This is a genomic window from Streptomyces paromomycinus (assembly GCF_003865155.1).
GTDB lineage: Bacteria > Actinomycetota > Actinomycetes > Streptomycetales > Streptomycetaceae > Streptomyces > Streptomyces chrestomyceticus.
This window is the reverse complement of the sequence record NZ_BHZD01000001.1, coordinates 3,622,590-3,646,015: the sequence shown is the minus strand read 5'-3', so window position 1 is coordinate 3,646,015 and position 23,426 is coordinate 3,622,590. Positions and strand designations below refer to the sequence as shown.

Annotated in this window: 18 protein-coding genes; 12 read left to right on the top strand and 6 right to left on the bottom strand. The window is 70.9% G+C overall.

Going from position 1 to position 23,426, the window contains the following annotated elements:
* Positions 1-107: 107 nt before the first annotated feature.
* From OEIGOIKO_RS14820 to OEIGOIKO_RS14800, 5 genes are all read left to right on the top strand, one after another.
* Positions 108-1,814, top strand: coding sequence for an APC family permease (locus OEIGOIKO_RS14820; RefSeq protein WP_125054451.1), 1,707 nt, complete (start codon positions 108-110; stop codon positions 1,812-1,814).
* Between the two features lie 299 nt (positions 1,815-2,113).
* Positions 2,114-2,293: an SPOR domain-containing protein gene (locus tag OEIGOIKO_RS14815; protein ID WP_030020236.1), complete on the top strand. Its 180-nt coding sequence runs from the start codon at positions 2,114-2,116 to the stop codon at positions 2,291-2,293.
* 38 nt (positions 2,294-2,331) lie between these two features.
* Positions 2,332-2,775 (top strand): (deoxy)nucleoside triphosphate pyrophosphohydrolase, encoded by a 444-nt coding sequence (locus tag OEIGOIKO_RS14810; RefSeq protein WP_125054450.1) that lies wholly within the window; start codon positions 2,332-2,334, stop codon positions 2,773-2,775.
* A gap of 459 nt (positions 2,776-3,234) precedes the next feature.
* Entirely contained in the window at positions 3,235-3,624 is a 390-nt protein-coding gene (locus OEIGOIKO_RS14805; protein ID WP_125049364.1) for an ATP-binding protein, read from the top strand.
* A 278-nt stretch (positions 3,625-3,902) separates the two neighbouring features.
* Positions 3,903-6,656, top strand: a complete 2,754-nt coding sequence (locus tag OEIGOIKO_RS14800; protein WP_246178003.1) for a SpoIIE family protein phosphatase — start codon at positions 3,903-3,905, stop codon at positions 6,654-6,656.
* Between the two features lie 33 nt (positions 6,657-6,689).
* On the opposite strand, the gene OEIGOIKO_RS14795 is transcribed toward OEIGOIKO_RS14800, so the two are convergent.
* The 5 genes from OEIGOIKO_RS14795 to OEIGOIKO_RS14775 form a co-directional block, all read right to left on the bottom strand.
* Positions 6,690-7,196, bottom strand: a complete 507-nt coding sequence (locus OEIGOIKO_RS14795) for an excalibur calcium-binding domain-containing protein (RefSeq protein ID WP_125054448.1) — start codon at positions 7,194-7,196, stop codon at positions 6,690-6,692.
* A gap of 233 nt (positions 7,197-7,429) precedes the next feature.
* Positions 7,430-8,212 (bottom strand): succinate dehydrogenase/fumarate reductase iron-sulfur subunit, encoded by a 783-nt coding sequence (locus OEIGOIKO_RS14790; RefSeq protein ID WP_125054447.1) that lies wholly within the window; start codon positions 8,210-8,212, stop codon positions 7,430-7,432.
* The gene (locus OEIGOIKO_RS14785; RefSeq protein ID WP_170251701.1) at positions 8,209-10,239 is read right to left on the bottom strand and encodes a fumarate reductase/succinate dehydrogenase flavoprotein subunit; all 2,031 of its coding nucleotides are present in this window, start codon (positions 10,237-10,239) and stop codon (positions 8,209-8,211) included. Before OEIGOIKO_RS14785 ends, OEIGOIKO_RS14790 begins: the two co-directional genes overlap by 4 nt.
* A 15-nt stretch (positions 10,240-10,254) precedes the next feature.
* A complete protein-coding gene (locus tag OEIGOIKO_RS14780; RefSeq protein ID WP_125054446.1) occupies positions 10,255-11,115 on the bottom strand; it encodes a hypothetical protein in 861 nt (286 codons plus the stop codon).
* Positions 11,116-11,183: 68 nt separating this feature from the next.
* Positions 11,184-11,516, bottom strand: coding sequence for a hypothetical protein (locus OEIGOIKO_RS14775; RefSeq protein ID WP_125054445.1), 333 nt, complete (start codon positions 11,514-11,516; stop codon positions 11,184-11,186).
* A gap of 513 nt (positions 11,517-12,029) precedes the next feature.
* On the opposite strand from OEIGOIKO_RS14775, the gene OEIGOIKO_RS14770 reads away from it, so the two are divergent.
* The 7 genes from OEIGOIKO_RS14770 (at position 12,030) to OEIGOIKO_RS14740 (ending at position 22,886) form a co-directional block, all read left to right on the top strand.
* Complete coding sequence (locus OEIGOIKO_RS14770) at positions 12,030-14,402, top strand: ABC transporter family substrate-binding protein (protein ID WP_125054444.1); 2,373 nt, start codon at positions 12,030-12,032, stop codon at positions 14,400-14,402.
* Positions 14,403-14,765: 363 nt separating this feature from the next.
* The gene (gene typA / locus OEIGOIKO_RS14765; RefSeq protein ID WP_125054443.1) at positions 14,766-16,670 is read left to right on the top strand and encodes a translational GTPase TypA; all 1,905 of its coding nucleotides are present in this window, start codon (positions 14,766-14,768) and stop codon (positions 16,668-16,670) included.
* Positions 16,671-17,162: 492 nt separating this feature from the next.
* Entirely contained in the window at positions 17,163-18,785 is a 1,623-nt protein-coding gene (locus OEIGOIKO_RS14760; RefSeq protein WP_125054442.1) for a peptide ABC transporter substrate-binding protein, read from the top strand.
* A gap of 95 nt (positions 18,786-18,880) precedes the next feature.
* Complete coding sequence (locus OEIGOIKO_RS14755; RefSeq protein WP_125054441.1) at positions 18,881-19,807, top strand: ABC transporter permease; 927 nt, start codon at positions 18,881-18,883, stop codon at positions 19,805-19,807.
* Complete coding sequence (locus OEIGOIKO_RS14750; RefSeq protein ID WP_125054440.1) at positions 19,800-20,792, top strand: ABC transporter permease; 993 nt, start codon at positions 19,800-19,802, stop codon at positions 20,790-20,792. The genes OEIGOIKO_RS14755 and OEIGOIKO_RS14750 overlap by 8 nt, the downstream gene beginning before the upstream one ends.
* Positions 20,793-20,803: 11 nt before the next feature.
* Positions 20,804-21,841, top strand: coding sequence for an ABC transporter ATP-binding protein (locus OEIGOIKO_RS14745; protein WP_125054439.1), 1,038 nt, complete (start codon positions 20,804-20,806; stop codon positions 21,839-21,841).
* Entirely contained in the window at positions 21,834-22,886 is a 1,053-nt protein-coding gene (locus OEIGOIKO_RS14740; protein WP_125054438.1) for an ABC transporter ATP-binding protein, read from the top strand. Before OEIGOIKO_RS14745 ends, OEIGOIKO_RS14740 begins: the two co-directional genes overlap by 8 nt.
* A 138-nt stretch (positions 22,887-23,024) precedes the next feature.
* Here the strand turns inward: OEIGOIKO_RS14740 and OEIGOIKO_RS14735 are convergent, their stop codons facing one another.
* On the bottom strand, positions 23,025-23,426 hold the full coding sequence (locus tag OEIGOIKO_RS14735) for an ATP-binding protein (protein WP_031000912.1): 402 nt from the start codon (positions 23,424-23,426) through the stop codon (positions 23,025-23,027).

The window sequence follows — 23,426 nt, the reverse complement described above, 5'->3', positions numbered from 1 at the left end:
CAGCCAGACCCGAGTTTTGACCCCGCTTGGGAATCCGATCTTCCAATTCGCTCTTACGATGGCGAAGTTTGTGCACGGCACGGGGGAAGATCAGGAGACCAAGCACGTTGAGCACGACGCAGACCCAGAGCGCGGAGCAGGGCTCCCACTCGAATTACCGACGGTCCCTCGGGACCATTGCCCTGACCGCCACGGGTCTTGGGTCGATCATCGGTTCCGGCTGGCTCTTCGGGGCCGAGCGGGCCGCCGCCATCGCCGGTCCGGCCGCCATCCTCGCCTGGGTCATCGGCGCGGCCGTCGCGCTCACGATCGCCCTCACGTACACCGAGCTGGGCTCGATGTTCCCCAAGGCGGGCGGCATGGTCCGCTACGGCCAGTACTCGCACGGTTCGCTCGCCGGCTACCTCGCCGCCTGGGCCAACTGGATCGCGATCGTCTCCGTCATACCCGGGGAGGCGACCGCCTCCGTCCAGTACATGAGTTCCTGGAGCTTCGGGTGGACCCAGGGGCTGTACGACGGCAAGGAGCTGACCGGCAGCGGTGTCGCGCTGGCCAGCCTCCTGCTGATCTTCTACTTCTTCCTGAACTGGTTCGCGATCTCGCTCTTCGCGAAGACCAACACCGCGATCACGGTCTTCAAGGTCGTCGTCCCGGTCCTGACCGCGAGCGCCCTGATGCTGGCGCACTTCGACACCAGCAACATCAAGGACCACGGCGGCTTCACGCCGAACGGCTGGAGCGCGGTCTTCACCGCCGTCGCCGTCTCCGGCATCGTCTGGGCCTACAACGGCTTCCAGTCGCCGCTGAACATGGCCGGTGAGGCCCGTAACCCGGGCAAGTCGCTGCCCAAGGCCGTCATCTACTCGATCCTGATCGCGCTCGTCATCTACGTCGCGCTGCAGGTCGCCTTCCTGATGGCGGTCCCCGGCGGCAAGCTGGAGTCCGTCGGCGGCTGGGCCCACCTCGGCTACAACTCGCCGCTGGCCGACCTCGCCGTCGCCTGGGGCCTGAACTGGCTGGCGCTGCTGCTGTACGCGGACGCGTTCGTCTCCCCGTCGGGTACGGGCATGATCTACGCGGCCACCACCTCGCGCATGATCCACGGCGTGCAGGAGAACGGCCACCTGCCGAAGATCTTCGGCCGGGTCGACAAGAAGACCGGTGTGCCGCGTCCGGCGCTGGTGCTGAACCTGTTCATCGCCTTCCTCTTCCTCGCCGTCTTCCGCGGCTGGGGCTCGCTCGCCGAGATCGTCTCGGTGGCCACCGTGATCTCGTACATCACCGGGCCGGTCGCGGTGATGTCGCTGCGCCGTCTCTCGCCCGACCTCAAGCGGCCGGTGAAGCTGCGGATCATGCCGGTCATCGCGCCCGTCGCGATGGTCTTCGGCTCGCTCGTCCTGTACTGGGGCCGCTGGCCGTTGACCGGCAAGGTCATCCTGATCATGGCGGTCGGTCTGCCGGTCTGGGCCTGGTACGAGCTGCGCAAGCCGTGGGCCGAGCTGAAGCCGCACCTGAAGGCGGGCGCCTGGATGGTGGCGTACCTGCTGGTCATGGCGTGCGTCTCGTACATGGGCGGCGAGGAGTTCGGCGGCAAGGGCTACCTGCCGCCGGGCTGGGACATCGTCGTGGTCGCCGTGATCGGTCTGCTCTTCTACGTGTGGGGCGTCCGCAGCTCCTGGCGCAACCCGTCGCTGATCGAGGCCGAGGCGGAGTCGCTGGCGGCGGCCGAGGCCGAGGCCGCCGAGGAGCGGGCCGCGGCCGGGGGCAAGGCCGGGGACGCGTCCGGCGCGAAGTCGGAGGCGGGCAAGGCGTAACGCCCCACGGCGCGAGACGTGGTGCCCTCCCGGGCACGGCGCCGGGCACGGAACACGGCGGGCGCCGTCGGTGGCAGGAGCCATCGGCGGCGCCCGTTCGTGTGTGCGCCCGGGGCGTCCGCGGGGCTGTCCGTACGCCCCTCGCGCGCTGTTCGATGGCCGGTTCGGTATCTCTTTGTGCAAAGCCGTATCCGGTGCGTGAAGGTCGGGCGTAGGCTCGGGCATATGCGGAATGCGGTTTCGGCATCAGTGCAGGAGGGGCGCGCGGCGGCGCGCCGGCCGGCGGACGGAGGGGCGCGATGACCGACAGTGGAGCGGTGCTGCCCTGGCTCGTCATTCGCCAGGACGAGGGCGGCAACCGTTATCGCGTCGGCCGCTACGCCACCCGCGCGGAAGCGGAGCAGGTGGCCGACCGGCTCGACACCCGCAGGAACGGACGGCTGTACGTCGTGGAGCGGGTGGGGCACGCCGCCACCTGAGACGGGGCAGCGGTGGCGCGGGACGTAGGCTGCCGCGCATGACGGACGTGCGTGTGGTGGTGGGTGGAGCGGTGCTCGACGGGGGAAGGCTGCTGGCGGCGCGGCGCAGTGCTCCGGCCGCGCTGGCCGGCCGCTGGGAGCTGCCCGGAGGCAAGGTCGAGCCCGGCGAGACGCCCGAGGAGGCGCTGGTCCGCGAACTGCGTGAGGAGCTGGGGATCGAGACCGAGCCGCTGGACCGGATTCCGGGGGAGTGGGCGCCGCGTCCCGGTCTCGTCCTGCGGGTGTGGACGGCCCGGCTGGTGTCCGGTGAGGCCCGGCCCCTCCAGGACCACGACGAGCTGCGCTGGCTGGCACCGGGCCAGGAGGACGAGGTGGACTGGCTGGACCAGGACCGCCCGGCGGTCGCGGAGGTGATGCGCCGCCTCGGGGCCGCGGAGGTGTCGGGGGCCCTGTATCCGTCCGGCGCTCCGTACGCCCCGTAGCGCCCCGTAGCGTGCCTGGAACCCCGCGCACCACGTACGTACCGCCCGTGCCTGGAGCCGCAGCCGCCCCGTAACGCGTCCGGCGTCCCGAGCCGTCCGGTGCCGCTCCGCCCCGTCCCGAGAGGACCGGTCATCTTGTCACCTCACCGTTCCCCCGTACGGGACGATCATCGGATCGGGCGGGTCCCTCGTAAGGGTGTGCCGCGGTGCGGCGGCGCACCGGGGTGCCCCGCCGCACACGAGGCGTGCGCGCCGGGGCCTCGTACGCCTCAGTACGCCGTTTGTGCCACAGTGCGCCATTGAGGGCGATATTGATGCGCTGATACCGGGTATGTGCTGTTTACCCCCTCACCACGGACCATCCGGAGGGTGTGCGCATCGGGCTGGGAAGTGATCGGCGTGAGCGACAGTGCAGCGGCAGGGGTCCCCGAATCCGCCCCCTACGCGCCCGGACGCGGCATGATCTCCGGCTCCCCGCTCGCCGAATGGAGCTTCCCGGCCGAGCCCGGATCCGCCCGTACCGCCCGTGCCGCGGTCCGCGAGACACTGCGGGACTGGGGGCTGGACACCGTCGTCGACCTGGCCGTTCTGCTCGTCAGCGAGCTGGTGACCAACGCGCTGCGCCATGCCAGCGGGCCCATCGGCGTACGGATCGTCCTCAAGAGCGGGGGCGGTCTGCTCGTCGAGGTGTCGGACCCGGTGCCCGACCCGCCCCGGGAGCGCGCCGCGACCCCCGACGACGAGGGCGGCCGGGGACTCCAGCTGGTGGCGTGCACGTCGCGGTGCTGGGGCACCCGACATGGCAGGACAGGTAAAACAGTGTGGTTCGAGCTGTCTGTGGCGGGTTAGGAGTCTGGTGGCGGCCTGATCGTTGCCGTTTCATTGACATTCTGTGGACGGCCTGCGATCGAGACTGTGCTGTGATCGTGAAGACCGTGTTCCGGACAGCCGCGGTGCTGGATACTCGGCTCGTCCGGTCCGGGCACGATGAGCTGGAGGGGACGGGGCTCGTGAGCGAGAAGTCATCTGGCGGGGCAGGACCCGCGCAGCCTGCCGGGCCGGGCGGTACGGACGGTCCGGCGCGGCCGTCGGGCCGCTCGGGGCCGGACGGCCCGGAAGGCCCGCCGATATGGCAGAGCAGCCCACCCGGCTCCATCTACGACTACATCCGGGTCGCGTCCTTCTCCCTCGGCCCCGACGGGCGCATCGACCGGTGGAGCGAGCGCGCCGCCGAGATGCTCGGCATCCCCGCCGCCGACGCGGTCGGCAAGGACCCGGTGGCCGCCTTCGTCCCGCACGAGCTGCGCGAACAGGCCCGCCGCACGGTCTCGCAGATCCTGGACGGCCGGGAGTGGACCGGGCTGGTCCCGTACCGCCCCCGTGGCGCGGACCAGGAGGGCGCTCCGGACGCCGGGGACGGCAGGCTCGCGGAGATCTACGTGATGCCGTCCGAGACGGCGGACGGTGAGCGGGCCGCGGTCTGTCTCGTCGTCGACGTCCGCGCGCTGCGCGGCATCGAGACCGACCTCGCGGCCTCTCAAGCCGTTTTCGGCCAATCTCCGATGGGCTTCCTGCTCTTCGACACGGACCTGCGGATCCGCCGCGTCAACGAGCGTTTCGCGACCGTCTTCGGCGGCCCCGCGGCCAAGTACCGCGGGGGCGGGCCGCACGACTTCCTGCCCCGCTCCGAGGCCGAGCGGCTGCAGTCGGCGCTGCGGCGGGTGCTGGAGACGGGTGAGCCGGTCGGCGAGATGCAGCTGGTCGGTTCGGTTCCCGCGCCCGCTTCCTCCGCCGCCGCCATCCCCGCCCCCACACCTCCCGAGCTCGCCGCCCCCTCCGGCGCGGCGTACGCCTCCGGGGCCACCGGTGCGGCGTACCCGTCCGGGGCTTCGGGCACGGCGTACCCCTCCGCGCCCGGCGGTGAGGCCGACCGGCGCCGCTGGTCGGTGTCCCTGTACCGCCTGCACGGTGCCAGCGGACGCCCCATCGGGGTCGCCGCGCTGGCCGCCGACGTGACGGGCCGCCGCCGGGCCGAGCGGGAAGCCGCGAGCGCCCGCCGCAACCTGGCGCTGCTCAACGAGGCCGGCGCCCGCATCGGCAACTCCCTCGACCTGGAGACCACCGCCCGCACCCTGCTCGACGTGGCCGTGCCGCAGTTCTGCGACCTGGCCTCCGTGGACCTCTACCAGGGCCTGCTGGCCGGTGACGAGGCTCCGCCGGGGATGGCCGACGGCAGCGCCGAGCTGCGCCGGGTCGCCTTCTCCAGCGCCGTCTCGGACGCGCCGCTGGCCACCATGGCCTGTGACGTGCCCGAGGGCGGGGCGGGGCCGGTCGCGGTCGGCGCCGTCCACCGCTACCCGTTCAACTCCCCGTGCGCGGGCGCGCTGCGTACGGCACAGGCGCAGATCATTCCGGGCCGGGAGAACGAGGAGCGGGCCGAGCTGGGCGCCGTGGTGCACTCGACGCTCGCCGTGCCGATGGTCGCCCGGGACACGGTGGTCGGGCTGGTGCAGTTCTCCCGTACGAAGGGCAGCGAGCCGTTCGGCGAGCGGGACACCGCCCTCGCGGTCGACCTGGCCGCGCGCGCCGCGGTCTGCATCGACAACGCCCGGCTGTACCGCAGGGAGCACGAACGCGCCCTGATCCTCCAGCGCAGCCTGCTGCCGCCGGGCGACCCCGAGGCGGCCGGCCTGGACATCGCCTGCCGCTACCTGCCGGGTACGACGGCCACCGAGGTCGGCGGCGACTGGTTCGACGTCATCGAGCTGCCGGGACACCGCACCGCGCTCGTCGTCGGCGACGTGATGGGGCGCGGGCTGCGCGCCGCCGTGGCGATGGGCGAACTGCGGACGGCCGTACGGACGCTGGCCCTGCTCGACATGGAGCCGGCCGAGGTGCTGACGGCGCTCGACGAGATCGCACGCGGGCTCGGCGCGACCGGCGGCGGCGCCCGTACGACGTCGCGCGCCTCGCGCAGCCGTTCCGCGCCCCCCTCCGGCGCGCAGTCGGGCTCCCCGGCGGAAGCCTCGCGGTGCGGCTCCGGCACCGCCGACCTCTCCGAGGTCTACCTCGCCACCTGCGTCTACGCCGTGTACGACCCGGTGACCCGGCGCTGCACCTTCGCCAACGCCGGGCACCTGCCGCCCGTCATGGTCGAGGAGGGCGAGGAGGCGCTGCTGCTGGACGTGCCGCCCGGTATGCCGCTGGGCGTCGGCGGTGAACCGTTCGAGGAGACCGAGGTCGAACTGCCCGACGGCGCGCTGCTCGCCCTCTACACGGACGGTCTGGTCGAATCCCGCGACCACCCGCTGGACGAGGGCCTGCGCGCCTTCCAGACGGCCCTGTCGGAGGCCGGCCGCCCGCTGGAGGACGTCTGCGACCACGTACTGAACGCGCTGGACACCCGGCACGGCGAGGACGACATCGCGCTGCTGATGGCCCGCGTGCACGGCCTGCCCAAGGACTCCGTCGGTGACTGGAACCTGGCCCCCGAGGCCCGCTCGGTCTCCCGCGCCCGTGAGCTGGCCCGCGACCAGCTCACGGACTGGGGCCTGGAGGCCCTGGTCGACACGACCGAACTGCTGGTCAGCGAGCTGGTCACCAACGCACTGCGGCACGGCCACGGCGAGATCCGGCTGCGGCTGCTGCTGGACCGGACCCTGGTGTGCGAGGTGTGGGACGCGGATCTGGCGCAGCCCCGCCGCAGGCGGGCCCGGGACACCGACGAGGGGGGCCGCGGTCTCCAGCTCGTCGGGCTCCTCAGCGCGGGCTGGGGCAGCCGTCGGACCCCGCGCGGCAAGACCGTCTGGTTCGAACTGCCGCTCCCGGACGGGGACACCGCCCTGCCCGATCCGGCGGACGCGCTGCTGAGCCTGTTCTGACGGGGTCCGGGGCGACGGCGCCCCGTCCGGCGGTCAGCTCTCGCACCCGACGCCGTCACCGTCCCGGTCCAGGTGCCGGCCGTACCCCGGATCTCCTGCGTGGATGGGAGCGGCGCCCGCTGCCCGTACGGCCGCGCAGTTGGCGTACTGGGCGTCCGCCGAGCCGGCGTCCGAGCTGCCGGAGTCCTCGGCGCCGCCGGAACCACCGGGTGCCGGATCGTCGGCCGGAGGCGGCGCGGCGGTCACCGTCACCCGCGCGGTTTCCGTCACGGTCACGGTGGGCGCGGGACGGGCGGCCTTCACAGGCGGCGCGGTGACCGTCACCGTGGCCCTCGGCGTGACCTGCCCAGCGGCTCGGACGGGCGTGCGGTCCCGGGTGTCCTGCCCGGCGACGGCGACGGCTCCGGCGCAGCCGCCGAACAGGAAGCCCACGGCGAGCAGCCCCCAGACCCGGCCGCGGCGGAACCAGGGCGGACGTACGGCGGGTGGGGAAGCCGGGACGGCAGAAGAGGAAGACGGGCGGTCGTACGGATTGGCCATGGCGGTACCCCCGTGTGCGCGGGTAGCCGGTCGGGCGCCCAGTCGGTGGGGGGAGGCGGCGGAGCGGCCTGCAGAGCCCGTCATCGGAGCGGGCCACCGGTTACCAGGTCTCACGACGGTAGCGGGCCGGTAGGCGGCTCGTCACCCCCTGTGCGCGCGGGAGTCGGCAGCCGTCCCGTACGGCGCTTCCGGACCGTACGCCAATGGCCAAGGGCGCCGGTGCCGCCCTCCGCTCACTCCTTCCGCCGCCGGATCTTGTTCCCCAGCCACACCAGCGGGTCGTACTTGCGGTCGGCCGCGCGTTCCTTCAGGGGGATCAGGGCGTTGTCGGTGATGCGGATGTGCTCGGGGCAGACTTCGGTGCAGCATTTGGTGATGTTGCAGTGGCCGAGGCCGTGGCTCTCCTGGGCGGTGCGTTTGCGGTCGAGGCCGGTTTCGGGGGCGGCGTCCAGCGGGTGCATGTCGAGTTCCGCGACGCGCATGAGGAAGCGGGGGCCGGCGAAGGCGGTCTTGTTCTCCTCGTGGTCGCGGACGACGTGGCAGGTGTCCTGGCACAGGAAGCACTCGATGCACTTGCGGAACTCCTGGGAGCGGCCGACGTCCTCCTGCCGCATGCGGTACTCGCCCGGTGCCAGGTCCGGCGGCGGGACGAAGCTGGGGATCTCGCGGGCCTTGGTGTAGTTGAAGGAGACGTCCGTGACCAGGTCGCGGACGACCGGGAAGGCCCGCATCGGGGTGACGGTGACGGTCTCGTCGCGCTCGAAGACGGACATCCGGGTCATGCACATCAGGCGGGGCCGGCCGTTGATCTCCGCGCTGCACGAGCCGCACTTGCCCGCCTTGCAGTTCCAGCGCACCGCGAGGTCGGGGGCCTGGGTGGCCTGGAGGCGGTGGATGATGTCGAGGACCACTTCGCCCTCGTTGACCTCGACCCGGAAGTCCGTCAGGCCGCCGCCGTCCGCGTCGCCCCGCCAGATCCTGAAGTGCGCCTTGTAGGCGTCGGACTGCGCGCTCACCGGTTCGTCTCCTCGTCGTCCGCCGCTCCGGGCGGCGCCGCCGTGTCCGCCGTATCTGCCGTGCCCGCGGTACCTGCCGCGCCTGCCGTGCCCGCCGCCAGTTCGTCGTCCGTCAGGTACTTCGCCAGTTCGTCCCGTTCGAAGAGGGCCAGCAGATCGGGCCGGACGGGCGGGTTCTCCCGGCGGGACAGGCGGATCTGGCCGACGGCCGGGTCGCGCGGGGGGAGGTCGGCGCCGTCCTCGGCCAGTTCGCAGACCAGGTTGACCCGGCGCCAGCGCCGGTCCATCTCCGGGTAGTCGTCCCGGGTGTGCCCGCCCCGGGACTCCCTGCGCTCCAGGGCCGCGCGGGCCACGCACTCGCTGACCAGCAGCATGTTGCGCAGGTCGATGGCCAGGTGCCAGCCGGGGTTGTACTGCCGGTGGCCCTCGACCCCGGCCCGGCGGGCCCGTGTCCGCAGGTCGGCGAGGCGTTCCAGGGCCTCCTCCATCTCGCCCTGCCTGCGGATGATGCCGACCAGGTCGTTCATCGTCCGCTGGAGCTCCTGGTGGAGGGTGTACGGGTTCTCGGCGGGGCGTCCGGCGTGGTCGGCGCCGGGACCTTCGGCACTGAACGGGCGCAGCGCCTCCGCCTCCGCGGCGTCGAGCTGGAGCGGGTCGGCGGCGGGCCGTGCGGAGCGGGAGCGCGCGTACCCGGCCGCGTACAGGCCCGCGCGGCGGCCGAAGACCAGCAGGTCGGAGAGGGAGTTGCCGCCGAGCCGGTTGGAGCCGTGCATCCCGCCGGCCACCTCGCCGGCGGCGAACAGGCCGGGGACGCCGGTGGCCGCCGCGGTGTCCGGGTCGACGTCCACGCCGCCCATCACGTAGTGGCAGGTCGGCCCGACCTCCATGGCCTCGGCGGTGATGTCCACGTCCGCCAGTTCCTTGAACTGGTGGTGCATGGAGGGCAGCCGCCGCCGGATGACCTCGGCGGGCATCCGGGTGGAGACGTCGAGGAAGACACCGCCGTGCGGGGAGCCGCGGCCGGCCTTGACCTCGGCGTTGATGGCGCGCGCGACCTCGTCGCGGGGGAGCAGCTCGGGCGGGCGGCGGTTGTGGTCCGGGTCCTCGTACCAGCGGTCGCCCTCGTCCTCGGACTGGGCGTACTTCTCCTTGAAGACGTCCGGGATGTAGTCGAACATGAAGCGCTTGCCGTCGCTGTTGCGCAGCACTCCGCCGTCGCCGCGTACGGACTCGGTGACGAGGATGCCCTTGACGGACGGCGGCCAGACCATGCCGGTCGGGTGGAACTGGACGAACTCCATGTTGATCAGCGGCGCCCCGGCGAGCAGCGCGAGCGCGTGTCCGTCGCCGGTGTACTCCCAGGAGTTGGACGTCACCTTGAAGGACTTGCCGATGCCGCCGGTCGCCAGGACCACCGAAGGGGCCTGGAGGACGAAGAAGCGGCCGGTTTCGCGCTCGTAGCAGAACGTGCCGGCCACCCGGCCCTCGTCCTTGAGGACGCGGGTGACGGTGCACTCCTGGAACACCTTCAACCGGGCCTCGTACGAGCCGAGTTCGCGCTCGTCCTCCTGCTGGAGGGAGACGATCTTCTGCTGGAGGGTGCGGATCAGCTCCAGGCCCGTACGGTCGCCGACGTGCGCCAGGCGCGGGTACTCGTGGCCGCCGAAATTGCGCTGCGAGATCCGTCCGTCGGGGGTGCGGTCGAAGAGCGCGCCCCAGGTCTCCAGCTCCCAGACCCGCTGCGGCGCCTCCCGGGCGTGCAGCTCGGCCATCCGCCAGTGGTTGAGGAACTTGCCGCCGCGCATCGTGTCGCGGAAGTGCACCTGCCAGTTGTCGCCCTCGTTGACGTTGCCCATGCTGGCCGCGATGCCGCCCTCGGCCATGACGGTGTGGGCCTTGCCGAACAGTGACTTGCAGATCACGGCCGTACGCATGCCCTGCTCACGGGCCTCGATGGCGGCGCGCAGCCCGGCGCCGCCCGCGCCCACCACGACGACGTCCCACTCCTGCCGGTCCAGCTGCGTCATCACCAGGCACCCTTCCTAGAAGAACCGCGGGTCGTCGAAGACCCCGGTGGCGAGCAGGAAGACATAGAAGTCGGCGGCGGCCACGCTGATCAGCGAGGCCCAGGCGAGCGCCGCGTGCCGGGCGTTGAGCTTGCCGGCCCAGCCCCACAGGCGGTAGCGCACCGGGTGTTTGGAGAAGTGCCGCAGCCGGCCGCCGATGATGTGCCGGCAGGAGTGGCAGGAGACCGTGTAGGCCCAGATCAGCGCGATGTTGACGAGGAAGACGAGGGTGCCCAGACCCATGTGGCCCCACTCGTAGTCCGCGTTCCTGAAGGTGAGCACCGTGTCGTAGGTGAGGATGCCCGCCACGAGCACCGCGAAGTAGAAGAAGTAGCGGTGGATGTTCTGCAGGATCAGCGGGAAGCGGGTCTCGCCGGTGTACTTCTTGTGCGGCTCGGCGACCGCGCAGGCCGGGGGCGAGGCCCAGAAGCCGCGGTAGTACGCCTTGCGGTAGTAGTAGCAGGTCAGCCGGAAGCCCAGCGGGAAGATCAGGATCAGCAGGGCGGGGGACAGGCCCCACCAGCTGCCGAAGACCTCCCAGTTGGGCCCGCCGCGCATCGGGTGGCAGTTCTCCGCCAGGCACGGCGAGTAGAACGGTGAGACGTACGGCGCGGCGTAGTAGTCCGCGTTCGCGAACGCCCGCCAGGTCGAGTACACGACGAAGGCGAACAGGCCCGCCGCGGTCGTGGCCGGGTACAGCCACCAGCGGTCGGTGCGCAGGTGGCGGGCGGGTATCGCGGCGCGCGAGGGGGCGTGGACGCCGGTGCCGGGCGGGCCGGCCGCGCCCTTCGCGCCGTTTGCCTCGGTATGCGGTTGGGGTTCGGTGCCAGTGGCCAACGTCGGTCTCCGTAGACGGCTGTCCGGTGGTGGGACGGGTGGCGCTCAGCGGCGGTACGGGTGGGCGGCTACGGCGCCCGGCGGTCGCGCGCGCCCAGGCCCTCGTCCTCCGCGTCGGCCCACAGGGCGGCGTCGTACGGCGCGTCCGGGATGGTCACCATCTCGGGGGCGGGCGCGGACGAGCGGCCGGTGCGCGCGCCCACGGCGTACGCGGGCCGTCCGCCGGGCGCGTCCGCGCTGCCGTCCCGCAGCAGTTGCAGGCTCTCGCGCAGATGGTCGGTGTCGCTGCGTACGCGCCGGATGTCCAGGCCGCCGCCGACCTGTGCCTCCAGTCGTCCGACCGACCGTTCCAGGTCGTCCAGACTGCGCTGAGCTGCCGTCAGATCGTCCTGCAAGGACATGACTTGCCTCACCTCCGCGGGTGTGGTCGGCGCGCCCTCGCCGCCCGCCCGGACCCGTCCGGGCGCAGCGGCGTGCGCCTGCGAGTGTCGCGCGTCACAGTCGCGATTGGGAAGGGATCTGCCGCGATTGCGGAACCGGACCGGCGTGTTTCGGCACGCGTGCGCCGTCGGGCCGCGCCGGAGGGCGTGCTTTTGTACGGCGGCGCGTACGCCCGCGGACGTGGAGCCCGTACGCCCTCCCGGTCCGCGCGGACGGGCCCGGGAAGGGAACCGCGCAGCCCGTCGTACGAGATCGCGCGCGCCGGGAGGCGGGAGCGGCCGGGAGCGGAAACGGTTGGGCCGGGCGGGTGGCCTTCGCGGCGGCCGCCGACGTGTCGCCCGCACTGGTGGCGACCGGTCCCCTTCAGTGGTGGAGCCATAGATGTGATGAGCCGCAAAGTCGGCCGAACGTGATCCGTGGCCCCGCGGCCCGCCGCGGCGGCGCGGCGCGGGCGAGCCCCGGAGGTAACCGTGATGACCCACCCCGTCAGCTCAGGCGGCGCGGCCTGCCGCAGGCGCCGCTGCGCCGCGCTCCTCGCTGCCGGAGTGCTGCTGCCGCTGCCGGTCCTGACCGGCTGCGGCGGAGGCGACGACGCCGACCAGGCCGGCCCCGGCGCCCAGGACATCTCCGTCACCCCCCGCGACAAGGTGCGCCAGGGCGGCACCCTGCGCTGGGCGGTGGACGCCGCGCCCGGCACGCTGAACGCCTTCCAGGCGCGCGCGGACGCGGCCACCCGGCGCGTCACCGACGCCGTACTGCCCCGGCTGTTCACCCTGGACGAGCGTGGCCGCCCGCAGCGCAACCCGGACTACCTGGACGCCGCCGACGTCACCGAACGCGAGCCCCGCCAGACCGTCGTCTACAAGATCAACCCGAAGGCACGGTGGAGCGACGGACGCGCCGTCGGAACGGACGACTTCACCGCGCAGTGGAAGGCGCTGAACGGCAAGGACAACGCCTACTGGAGCGCGCGCAACGCCGGGTACGACCGTATCGAGAAGGTCGAACAGGGCGGCGGCGCGCACGAGGTCAAGGTCACCTTCACCAAGCCGTACGCCGACTGGAAGTCACTGTTCACGCCGCTGTACCCGAAGAGCGTGACGGGAGACGCGCGCGCCTTCAACGACGGCGCCCGCGAACAGCTCAAGGCGGTGGCCGGGCCGTTCACGGTGCGGGAGCGGGACAGTGAGGCCGGCACGCTCACCCTCGCGCGGAACCCGAAGTGGTGGGGCGCCCGGCCCAAGCTGGACACGATCGTGCTGACCGCGCTGCCCCGCGAGAAGCGGGCCGCGGCCCTGGCGGCGGGCAAGGTCGACCTGGCCGAGGTGGACCCCGCGGACGCCCGCGCGATCACCGAGGCGCGCAAGCCCCCGGCGTCGCGGTCGGCGAGCCCCGGAGCCCCGGCCGGCAGCCCGTCCGGCTCCGGATCGCCGGACGCCGGCTCACCGGGCGCCGGAACGCCGGACGCCTCGGAGGCGGGACGCGTGGAAGACGCCGGCGCCGGGGGTTCCCCGGCCGCGCGCGGCGACGACGCACCGCCGCGCAAGGCCTCCGCCGCCGAGCGGGACGCCCTGCGCCGCTACACCGTCCGCAAGGCCCTGGAACCCGCCTGCACCCAGCTCGCCCTCAACGGCAGCACCGGCCCGCTCAACGACGACCGGGTGCGCCGCGCGGTGGCCCGCGCCGTCGACCGGCAGAAGCTGGCCGACTCCGTGCTCAAGCCGCTCGGCCTGCCGAACCGGCCGCTGGGCAGCCATCTGCTCATGGCGGGCCAGCCCGGGTACGCGGACCACAGCGGCGCCCTCGGCGGCCCGGACACCACGGCCGCACGGTCGCTGCTGGCGGACGCGGGCTGGCGGGCGCCGGGCGGCGCCTCGGCGCAGCCGCAGAAGCCGGAGAAGAAGGTGGACGCCGACCGGGGCGACGACGGCAAGGCGGGCGACCGGGAACTCGCGGCCGCCGTGCCCGTGACACCACTGTCCGCGGTCGGCGTACGGTCCGCCGACCTCCAGCGGTCCACGCTGCTGCGGCAGAGCGCCGGCCTCTACAAGGAGGTGGCGGCACACCTGCGTACGGCGGCCCGGGGGGACACCACCGTCGCGGCGTACGCGGACTACCGGCGCTTCGAGATGCTGGCGTCCGGCGCGCTGACCGCCGCCGAGATGATCGAGGTGGCCCCGGCGGCCGGCGGCCGGGGCACCGGCGCGGCGGGGGCGGAGGCCAGGGCGGCCGACGGCAAGCCGGTCGAGGGCGGCCTGGCCGCCCCGGCGGACGCCTTCCGGGCCGACCCCGCGGCCCGCGGCCCGGTACCGGCCCTCAAGAAGGACGGCAAGCCGCTCGTCCTGCGCTTCGTGCTCCCCGACGGACCGGGCTCCGAACGGCTGCGGACGGTCGCCGACCGGATCTCCGGGATGCTCGCCCGCGTCGGGGTGCAGACCGCCGTGCAGAAGGTGCCGGACAAGAGCTACTTCGAGGACCACATCGCGGCCGGCGACTTCGACCTGGCGCTCTACACCTGGCCCGGCTCCGCCTACCCGGCCACCGACGGCCGCCCCATCTACGCCAAGCCGCAGCCCGCGGCCGACGGCAGCCTCACCGTCGAGCAGAACTACACCCGGGTCGGCACCGACCACATCGACCAGCTCTTCGACCAGGCGGCCGCCGAGCTGGACGAGGACGCCTCCCGCGAGCTGGTCGACCGCGCCGACGCGCGGATCTGGGCGGCGGCCGGGTCCGTACCCCTCTACCAGCGGCCCGAGGTCGTCGCGGCGAAGGAGAGCCTGGTCAACGCGGGCGCCTTCGGCTTCGCGACCCCGCGCTTCCAGGACATCGGGTACAAGAAGTGAGGGGCCGGTACAAGAAGTGAGGGGCCGGGCGTAGCGGACGAGCGGGTGTGACGGCCGGCCCCGGCGACCGGCCCGGCGACCGGCCCCGGCGGCCGGCCGGAGCGGACGACCGCCCGCCCGGCCGTCGCGCCACGCCCCGGTTACGGCCGGACGGCCCCCGGGTGAAGCGGGCGTGCGCCCCCGGCGTACAGTGCCCGTTCGATTCAGGATCTCCGCAGGTCAGAGGCGGTTTCGCGGCCCAGGGGCGGCCGATGCCGCGGCAGCCCCGTACCATGGGGTGAGGCCGTGGCGTCTTCATGCCCGGCAGGCACACGTACCGGACCGTACGTGCCGCCATCCACGATCCGGGAGAAGCGCCGCAGTATGCCCACGCGCCACGACATTCGTAACGTCGCCATCGTCGCCCACGTCGACCACGGCAAGACGACCCTCGTCGACGCCATGCTCAAGCAGGCCGGCTCCTTCGCCGCGCACGCTGCCGAGTCCCTCGACGACCGCATGATGGACTCGAACGACCTGGAGCGTGAGAAGGGCATCACGATCCTGGCCAAGAACACGGCGGTGAAGTACCACCCCAAGGATGGCGGCGACGTCATCACCATCAACATCATCGACACCCCCGGCCACGCCGACTTCGGCGGCGAGGTCGAGCGCGGCCTGTCGATGGTGGACGCGGTCGTGCTGCTGGTGGATGCCTCCGAGGGCCCGCTGCCGCAGACCCGCTTCGTGCTGCGCAAGGCGCTGGACGCGAAGATGCCGGTCATCCTGTGCATCAACAAGACCGACCGCCCCGACGCCCGCATCGCCGAGGTCATCGACGAGACCTACGACCTGTTCCTGGACCTGGACGCGGACGAGGACCAGATCGAGTTCCCGATCGTCTACGCCTGCGCCCGGGACGGTGTCGCCTCGCTGACCAAGCCGGAGGACGGCACGGTCCCGCAGGACAGCACCAACCTGGAGCCGTTCTTCAGCACCCTGCTGGAGGCCGTCCCGGCCCCCGAGTACGACGAGTCGGCGCCGCTGCAGGCCCACGTCACCAACCTGGACGCGGACAACTTCCTCGGCCGTATCGCGCTGCTCCGCGTCGAGCAGGGCGAGCTGCGCAAGGGCCAGACCGTCGCGTGGATGAAGCGCGACGGGTCGGTCCAGAACGTGCGCATCACCGAGCTGATGATGACCGAGGCGCTCACCCGCAAGCCCGCCGAGGTGGCGGGCCCCGGTGACATCTGCGCCGTCGCCGGTATCCCCGACATCATGATCGGCGAGACGCTGGCCGACCCGGAGAACCCGGTCGCGCTGCCGCTGATCACGGTCGACGAGCCCGCGATCTCGATGACCATCGGCACCAACACCTCGCCGCTGGTCGGCCGCGGCGGCACCGGCAAGGGCGCGGACGCCAAGGCCGCGACCAAGGACCGCAAGGTCACCGCCCGCCAGGTCAAGGACCGTCTGGACCGCGAGCTGATCGGTAACGTCTCGCTGCGCGTGCTGGACACCGAGCGCCCCGACGCCTGGGAGGTGCAGGGCCGCGGTGAGCTGGCGCTGGCCATCCTGGTCGAGCAGATGCGCCGCGAGGGCTTCGAGATGACCATCGGCAAGCCGCAGGTGGTCACCAAGGAGGTCGACGGCAAGACCTACGAGCCCGTCGAGCGCATGACGATCGACGTGCCCGAGGAGCACATGGGCGCCGTCACCCAGCTCATGGGCGTCCGCAAGGGCCGGATGGACAACATGTCCAACCACGGCTCGGGCTGGGTCCGCATGGAGTTCGTCGTCCCGTCCCGCGGCCTGATCGGCTTCCGTACGGAGTTCCTGACCAACACCCGCGGCACCGGCATCGCGCACTCCATCCACGAGGGCCACGAGCCCTGGTTCGGCACGCTGACGACCCGCAACAACGGTTCGCTGGTCGCCGACCGGGCCGGCGCGGTCACCGCCTTCGCGATGACCAACCTCCAGGAGCGCGGTGTGCTCTTCACCGACCCCGGCACCGAGGTGTACGAGGGCATGATCGTCGGCGAGAACTCGCGCTCCGACGACATGGACGTGAACATCACCAAGGAGAAGAAGCTCACCAACATGCGCTCTTCCTCCGCCGACTCCTTCGAGGCGATCGTGCCGCCGCGCAAGCTCTCCCTGGAGCAGTCGCTGGAGTTCTGCCGCGACGACGAGTGCGTCGAGGTGACCCCGGAGGCGGTCCGTATCCGCAAGGTCGTCCTGGACCAGAAGGAGCGCGGCCGCACCGCTTCGCGCGCGAAGCGGTAATACGCGCCGTGAGGCCGGGCGGCCACGCTGGGTAATGTCCCGCGGCCGCCCGGCGATTACGCTCCGCGAGCGCCCCACCGGATTTCCGATCCGGTGGGGCGTTTTCCGTTTCCCGCTACGGCGGGCCGGCTACCGCATTAATGATCACCGTGTCAACGGGATTCCGGTTGCGATCCGGCCAGCGCGGGTCCGAATTACGGACGAAGATCAGCATGTGTGATGCCGACGGTCCGTTTCGTTACCGTCTGGATGGTTTGGTTTGTCCGGATTCCGAACTCCCGGAAAACGGATGTGACCAAACCGAGACCCCTTACACGTGGTTTATGGGGCGAAGGTGACTGAGACTGGGGTGCATTGAGCTCGGGTCAATGGGTCACGCGCTGTGGGGAGCGCCGACTCACGAGCAGCAGGGGCTGGTCGCTGGCTGTCAGGGGTGTCAGCTGCGGGCAGCTCCTTTCCATGAAGTGAATGGACTCATGAGGAGGCAGTCCCATGCGCGGTGCCAAGAGCGCCACCTGGGTCGCAGGTGCGATAGCCGTGGCCCTGACCGCCACGGCGTGCGGCGGCAGCAGCAGTAGTGGCAACAACGCGCCCGTTGACCCCAACGGCACGTACACCTACTACAACGTCGAGCCGCAGAACCCGCTGATCCCGACCAACACCAACGAGGTCGGCGGCGGTTACATCGTCAAGAACCTCTTCCGCGGTCTGGTCGACTTCGACCTCCAGGGCAAGCTGCGCTACCAGAACGCCGAGAGCGTCGAGTCCACGGACAACCAGCACTTCACGGTGAAGCTGAAGAAGGGCTGGAAGTTCCACAACGGCGAGCCGGTGACGGCCGCCTCCTTCGTGGACGCCTGGAACTGGGGCGCCAACGCCAAGAACGCCCAGCTGAACTCCTCCTGGTTCGAGCCCATCAAGGGTTACGAGGAGATCCACCCGAAGGAGGGCGACCCGAAGACCGACAAGATGTCGGGCCTGAAGGTCGTCAACGACAGCGAGTTCACCATCGAGCTGTCGCAGCCGGTCTCCACCTTCAAGGAGCGTCTGTTCTACGACGCCTTCTTCCCGCTGCCCAAGGCGTTCTACAAGGACACCAAGGCGTTCGGCGAGCACCCCATCGGCAACGGTCCGTACCAGCAGGACGGGAACTGGGAGCACAAGGTCCAGTTCAAGACGAAGAAGTACGCCGACTACAAGGGCGAGGACAAGCCCAAGAACGGCGGCGTGATCTTCAAGTTCTACAACACGGACGACAGCGCCTACAACGACCTGGTCTCCAACAAGGTCGACATCATGTACAAGGTCCCGAACTCGGCGACCGGCAAGTTCAAGTCCGACCTCGGTGACCGCGCCGTCAACGAGCCGTACGGCGGCCAGACCACCATCGCCTTCCCCATGTACGACAAGGAGTGGGGCAAGCCCGAGAAGGCCAAGGTCCGCCAGGGTCTGTCGATGGCCATCGACCGCGACACCATCGTCAAGACGGTCCTCAAGGGCGCTTCCGACGCGGCCGACGGCTGGGTGCCCACCGTCGTCGAGGGCTACAAGAAGGACGTCTGCGGCGAGTTCTGCAAGTTCAACCCCACCAAGGCCAAGCAGCTGATCAAGGAAGGCGGTGGCGTCCCCGGCAACAAGATGACCATCACCTTCAACAACGACGGCGGCCACCGGGACTGGGCCGAGGCGGTCTGCAACGACATCAAGCAGAACACCGGCGTGAACTGCGCCGCCCAGCCGCGTCCGACCTTCCAGCAGGTGCGTAACGAGATCACCGGCAAGAAGATGGACAGCGCCTTCCGTATGGGCTGGGTCCAGGACTTCCCGAACATCTCCAACTTCATCTCCGAGCAGTACCGCACCGGTGCCGGCGCGAACGACATGGGCTTCTCCGACCCCGAGCTGGACAAGCTGATGGACCAGGCCAACGCGGCCAAGACCATCGAGGAGTCCAACAAGCTCTACCTGCAGGCCGAGAAGAAGCTGACGGAGACGATGCCCTCCATCCCGCTGTTCTTCGACCACACCCTGGGCGGTTACTCCAACAAGGTGCAGAACGTGAAGTTCGACACCTACCGCCAGGCGATCTGGACCGACGTCGAGGTCAAGAAGTAACCGGGACGCTGCATGTGACGCAGGCCCAGTAGCCGCCCGCCCCGACCACCCCCGGGGCGCGGCGGCCGCTGGGCCCGTCAGCGACAGGAGGAACCATGGGGCGTTATGTCGCGAGGCGACTGCTCCAGATGATCCCGGTCTTCATCGGGACCACTCTGCTCATTTTCCTGATGGTGTATTCGCTGCCGGGCGACCCCATCAAGGCGCTTTTCGGTGACAAGGCCGCCGACCCGGCGACCGTCGCCAGACTTCGGCACCAGTACGGGCTCGACCAGCCCATGCTGACCCAGTACTGGAATTACCTGACCGGCCTGTTCAAGGGCGACTTCGGCGACAGCTTCACCGGCCGCCCGGTCGCGGACCTGATGGCCGAGGCCTTCCCGGTCACCATCCGGCTGGCGCTCTACGCCTTCGGTATCGAGGTCGTCATCGGCATCGCGCTCGGCATGCTCACCGGCCTGAAGCGCGGCAAGCTGGTCGACCAGGCGGTTCTGGTGCTCACCCTCATCGTGATCTCGATCCCGGTGTTCGTGCTCGGCTTCCTCGCCCAGTTCTTCCTGGGTCTGAAGTGGGGGCTGATCACACCGACGGTCCAGGACTCCATGAACCTGGGGGAACTGACCGTACCGGCGATCGTGCTCGGCGCCCTGTCGCTCGCGTACGTCACCCGGCTCACCCGTACCACCGTCGCGGAGAACCTGCGCGCCGACTACATGCGCACCGCACTCGCCAAGGGCCTGCCCAAGAGCCGGCGCCTGGGCGTGCACCTGATGCGCAACTCCCTGATCCCCGTGGTCACCTTCCTCGGCACCGATCTCGGCATGCTGATGGGCGGCGCCATCGTCACCGAGGGCATCTTCAACGTCCAGGGTGTGGGCAACACGCTGTTCAAGGCGATCCAGACCAGCGAAGGCCCCACCGTGGTCGGCATCGTGACGGTGCTCGTCCTCATCTACCTCGTGAGCAGCCTGGTCGTGGACCTGCTGTACGCCGTTCTGGACCCGAGGATCCGCTATGCCTGAGAAGACAACTGTGAACCCCGGCAGCGTCGCGGGCCCCGGCACCACCGGCGACACGGTGGACCTCGCGGCGCCCGGCGTCGGCGCTGCCGCGGCCGAGGCGGCCGCCGGCGGCCCCGTCAACAAGCCCCGCAGCCTCGGCCAGGACGCCTGGCGCGAACTGCGCGCCCGGCCGATGTTCTGGATCGCCGGCGTGCTGCTCGTGCTGCTGATCGTCATGGCGGCCGTGCCGTCGCTGTTCACCGGCGCCGACCCGGCCTACGCCGACCTGCGCAACCACTACCTGGGCGAACCCCAGTGGTCGCACGTGTTCCAGGTCGACTGGTTCGGCTACAACAAGCAGGGCCAGAGCGTGTGGGCCCGTACGGTCTACGGCGCCCGCGCCTCGATCATCGTCGGTGTCTGCGTGACCTTCGCGGTCACCGTCTTCGGCGGCCTGCTGGGCATGCTCGCCGGCTACTTCGGCGGCTGGGCCGACGCCCTCCTGTCGCGGATCACCGACGTGTTCTTCGGCATCCCGCTGCTGCTCGGCGCGCTCGTCCTGCTGCAGGCGTTCACCAGCCGTACGGTGTGGACCGTGACCCTGGGTCTGGCCGTCTTCGGCTGGATGCAACTCGCCCGTGTCATGCGCGGCGCGGTCATCACCCAGAAGCAGTCGGACTTCGTGACGGCCGCCAGGGCGCTCGGCGCGGGCAACACCCGCATCCTGTTCAAGCACATCCTGCCGAACGCCATCGGGCCGGTCATCGTCGTCGCCACCATCGCGCTGGCCGGCTACATCTCCGCCGAGGCCACCCTGTCCTACCTGGGCATCGGCCTCCAGCCGCCGGCCATCTCCTGGGGCGTGGACATCTCCGCGGCCAAGGACGTGCTGCGCGACGCCCCGCACGTCCTGCTCATCCCGTCGGCGTTCCTGAGCATCACGGTGCTGGCGTTCATCCTCCTCGGCGACGCGGTGCGCGACGCCCTCGACCCCAAGCTGCGCTGAGGGAGGCGTACGTGACCACGATCTCCAAGACAGCGGACGCCCCCCAGCGGGGGGCGGACGCCAAGGACAGCGGTCCGCTGCTCGACGTCCGTGACCTGCACGTCGAGTTCCACACCCGGGACGGCGTCGTCAAGGCCGTCAACGGCGTCAACTACAACGTCAGCGCCGGCGAGACGCTCGCCGTGCTCGGCGAGTCCGGCTCCGGCAAGTCCGTCACCGCGCAGGCCGTGATGGGCATCCTGGACATGCCGCCGGCGAGGATCCCGCAGGGCGAGATCCTCTTCCGCGGCCAGGACATGCTGAAGATGACGCCCGAGGAGCGCCGCCGGACCCGCGGCGCGAAGATCGCCATGATCTTCCAGGACGCGCTGTCCTCGCTGAACCCGGTGCTCACCGTCGGCTACCAGCTCGGCGAGATGTTCCGGGTCCACCAGGGCATGTCCAAGAAGGACGCCAAGGCCAAGGCGATCGAGCTGATGGACCGGGTGAAGATCCCGGCCGCGGCGGCCCGGGTCTCGGACTACCCGCACCAGTTCTCCGGCGGTATGCGCCAGCGCATCATGATCGCCATGGCGCTGGCCCTGGAACCGGACCTGATCATCGCGGACGAGCCGACCACGGCGCTCGACGTGACGGTCCAGGCGCAGGTCATGGACCTGCTCGCGGACCTCCAGCGCGAGTACAACATGGGCCTGATCCTGATCACCCACGACCTGGGTGTGGTCGCCGACGTCGCCGACAAGATCGCGGTGATGTACGCGGGCCGGATCGTCGAGCACGCACCCGTGCACGAGCTGTACAAGAACCCCGCGCACCCGTACACGCGCGGCCTGCTCGACTCCATCCCGCGCCTGGACCAGAAGGGCCAGGAGCTGTACGCGATCAAGGGCCTGCCGCCCAACCTGCTGAACATCCCCACGGGTTGCGCGTTCAACCCGCGCTGCCCCAAGGCGCAGGACATCTGCCGTACCGAGGTGCCGCCGCTGCACAGCGTCAGCGACGGCCGCGGCAGCGCGTGCCACTTCTGGGAGGAGACGATCAATGGCTGAGCCCACGAAGAACGCGGCACGCGAGCCCATCCTCGAAGTCCGCGACCTGGTCAAGCACTTCCCGCTCACCCAGGGCATCCTGTTCAAGAAGCAGGTCGGCGCGGTCAAGGCCGTCGACGGCATCTCCTTCGAGCTGTACCAGGGCGAGACCCTCGGCATCGTCGGCGAATCCGGCTGCGGCAAGTCCACGGTCGCCAAGCTGCTGATGAACCTGGAGCGGGCGACGTCCGGAGAGGTCTTCTACAAGGGCGAGGACATCTCCAAGCTGTCGGGGCGCGCGCTGAAGGCGGTGCGCCGCAACATCCAGATGGTGTTCCAGGACCCGTACACGTCGCTGAATCCGCGGATGACGGTGGGTGACATCATCGGCGAGCCGTATGACATCCACCCGGAGGTGGCTCCTAAGGGGGACCGGCGCAGGAAGGTCCAGGAGCTGCTGGACGTGGTCGGGCTCAATCCGGAGTACATCAACCGCTATCCGCACCAGTTCTCGGGCGGCCAGCGCCAGCGCATCGGCATCGCCCGCGGCCTGGCCCTCAACCCCGAGATCATCATCTGCGACGAGCCCGTCTCGGCGCTGGACGTGTCGGTCCAGGCGCAGGTCATCAACCTGATGGAGAAGCTCCAGGACGAGTTCAACCTCTCCTACCTCTTCATCGCCCACGACCTGTCCATCGTCCGGCACATCTCCGACCGGGTCGGGGTGATGTACCTCGGCAAGATGGCGGAGATCGGCACCGACGAGCAGATCTACGACCACCCGACCCACCCGTACACCCAGGCGCTGCTCTCCGCCGTGCCCGTCCCCGATCCGGAGGCCCGGGCCGGCCGGGAGCGGATCATCCTCTCCGGCGACGTGCCGTCCCCGGCCAACCCGCCGTCCGGCTGCCGCTTCCGCACCCGCTGCTGGAAGGCGCAGGACAAGTGCGCCGAGGAGGTGCCGCTGCTCGCCGTCCCGGAGCGCTTCGCGTCCTCGGGCAGCCTGGCGGCGCACGACTCGGCGTGCCACTTCGCGGAGGAGAAGGACGTGGTCGGCGCGGCCTGAGCGGGGCCGTACGCGCGTATGCGGGGGCGTTCGGAGCATGGTGCTCCGGGCGTCCCCGTATGTTTTCCCGGTCGCTGACGCTGCCCCTGCCGCTGCTGCTGCCCCTGTCGCCGTCGTCGTCGGCCTGCTCCTGTGGTGCTACCTCCGGTCTCCTTTGGGCGTCACGGTGAACCACACGGCCTTGCCGTTCGGGCAGTCCCGCACTCCCCAGCTGTCGGCGCAGGCGGCCACGATCCCGAGCCCGCGCCCGTACTCCTCGTCGGCCCCGGCGCTCTGCCGCGCCGGGACGCCAGGACCGGTGTCCCACACCGCGATCGTGAGATCGAACGGCGAGCGGTCCACGCTCACGTACGCGTCGGTCTTCGCGTACTGGTACGAGTTGGTCACCAGCTCCGAGACCATCAGCTCCGCCGTCTCCGTCAGACAGTTCAGCCCGGCCCCGTCCAGGATGTGCCGCAGCGCGGCTCTGACGACACCGACCGCCCGGGGGTCATGCGGAATGAACAGGCCGTAGGACCAGGTGTCGCTGGGCGTGCTCAT

What these genes read in the sequence shown, in the direction of transcription:
- OEIGOIKO_RS14810 (WP_125054450.1), top strand. Translation starts at nt 2,332, where the DNA reads ATGACGGACGTGCGTGTGGTGGTGGGTGGAGCGGTGCTCGACGGGGGA.
- OEIGOIKO_RS14785 (WP_170251701.1), bottom strand. Translation starts at nt 10,239, where the DNA reads ATGACGCAGCTGGACCGGCAGGAGTGGGACGTCGTCGTGGTGGGCGCG.
- OEIGOIKO_RS14795 (WP_125054448.1), bottom strand. Translation starts at nt 7,196, where the DNA reads ATGGCCAATCCGTACGACCGCCCGTCTTCCTCTTCTGCCGTCCCGGCT.
- OEIGOIKO_RS14770 (WP_125054444.1), top strand. Translation starts at nt 12,030, where the DNA reads ATGACCCACCCCGTCAGCTCAGGCGGCGCGGCCTGCCGCAGGCGCCGC.
- OEIGOIKO_RS14750 (WP_125054440.1), top strand. Translation starts at nt 19,800, where the DNA reads ATGCCTGAGAAGACAACTGTGAACCCCGGCAGCGTCGCGGGCCCCGGC.
- OEIGOIKO_RS14775 (WP_125054445.1), bottom strand. Translation starts at nt 11,516, where the DNA reads ATGTCCTTGCAGGACGATCTGACGGCAGCTCAGCGCAGTCTGGACGAC.
- OEIGOIKO_RS14740 (WP_125054438.1), top strand. Translation starts at nt 21,834, where the DNA reads ATGGCTGAGCCCACGAAGAACGCGGCACGCGAGCCCATCCTCGAAGTC.
- OEIGOIKO_RS14735 (WP_031000912.1), bottom strand. Translation starts at nt 23,426, where the DNA reads ATGAGCACGCCCAGCGACACCTGGTCCTACGGCCTGTTCATTCCGCAT.
- OEIGOIKO_RS14805 (WP_125049364.1), top strand. Translation starts at nt 3,235, where the DNA reads ATGATCTCCGGCTCCCCGCTCGCCGAATGGAGCTTCCCGGCCGAGCCC.
- typA (WP_125054443.1), top strand. Translation starts at nt 14,766, where the DNA reads ATGCCCACGCGCCACGACATTCGTAACGTCGCCATCGTCGCCCACGTC.
- OEIGOIKO_RS14760 (WP_125054442.1), top strand. Translation starts at nt 17,163, where the DNA reads ATGCGCGGTGCCAAGAGCGCCACCTGGGTCGCAGGTGCGATAGCCGTG.
- OEIGOIKO_RS14815 (WP_030020236.1), top strand. Translation starts at nt 2,114, where the DNA reads ATGACCGACAGTGGAGCGGTGCTGCCCTGGCTCGTCATTCGCCAGGAC.
- OEIGOIKO_RS14755 (WP_125054441.1), top strand. Translation starts at nt 18,881, where the DNA reads ATGGGGCGTTATGTCGCGAGGCGACTGCTCCAGATGATCCCGGTCTTC.